The 569-nt window shown below is 58.7% G+C and carries 1 protein-coding gene; it reads left to right on the top strand.

All coding sequences use genetic code 11. The features are described 5' to 3' along the window. Positions 1-569: IS3 family transposase (locus AC3WJP_RS29155; protein WP_493724612.1), on the top strand; the 569-nt coding region annotated here is incomplete at both ends.

Here is a 569-nt window from a genome sequence, read left to right as displayed (position 1 = left end):
GAGATCGCCCGGTCGCGAAAATGGATTGCGCACTCACCCTTGTTGCCGGGGGACGACCAGTGAAACTGGTCAGCGAAAGTCTCGGTGTGTCGCGCTCGCAATTAACGGTTCGAATCAAGCAATCGGTATCGCCCAAAGTACGGCGACGTCGGCTCGTGAACGATACGGAGTTGGTCGCTGAGATTAAGCAGCAAGTCAGCGAGTTGCCGAGCTATGGCTACCGTCGTGTTTGGGGGTTGCTGCGCCGCGAGCGTGAAGTTCAGTCACTGGCCCCGATCAATGTGAAACGGGTTTACCGCGTCATGCGCGATCATAATTTGCTGCTGGGACGCCGCATCAAGCAGCCTGGCGTGCAGCGCCGGCATGAAGGCCGAATTGCCGTGACTATCAGCGATACGCGCTGGTGCTCGGACGGCTTCGAGTTTCGCTGCGACGACGGTGCGAAGTTGAGTGTAACTTTTGCCCTGGACTGCTGTGACCGCGAAGCCATCGGCTGGGTCGCCAGCCCGACGGGCTACAGCGGTGACGACATCCGAGACTTGATGTTGGAAAGCGTGGAGAAGCGATTT

It is taken from the genome of Pseudomonas sp. GW821-FHT01A09 (genome assembly GCF_058986725.1).
The sequence above is the reverse complement of the archived record's forward strand: the minus strand, read 5'-3'. Positions and strand labels throughout refer to the sequence as shown.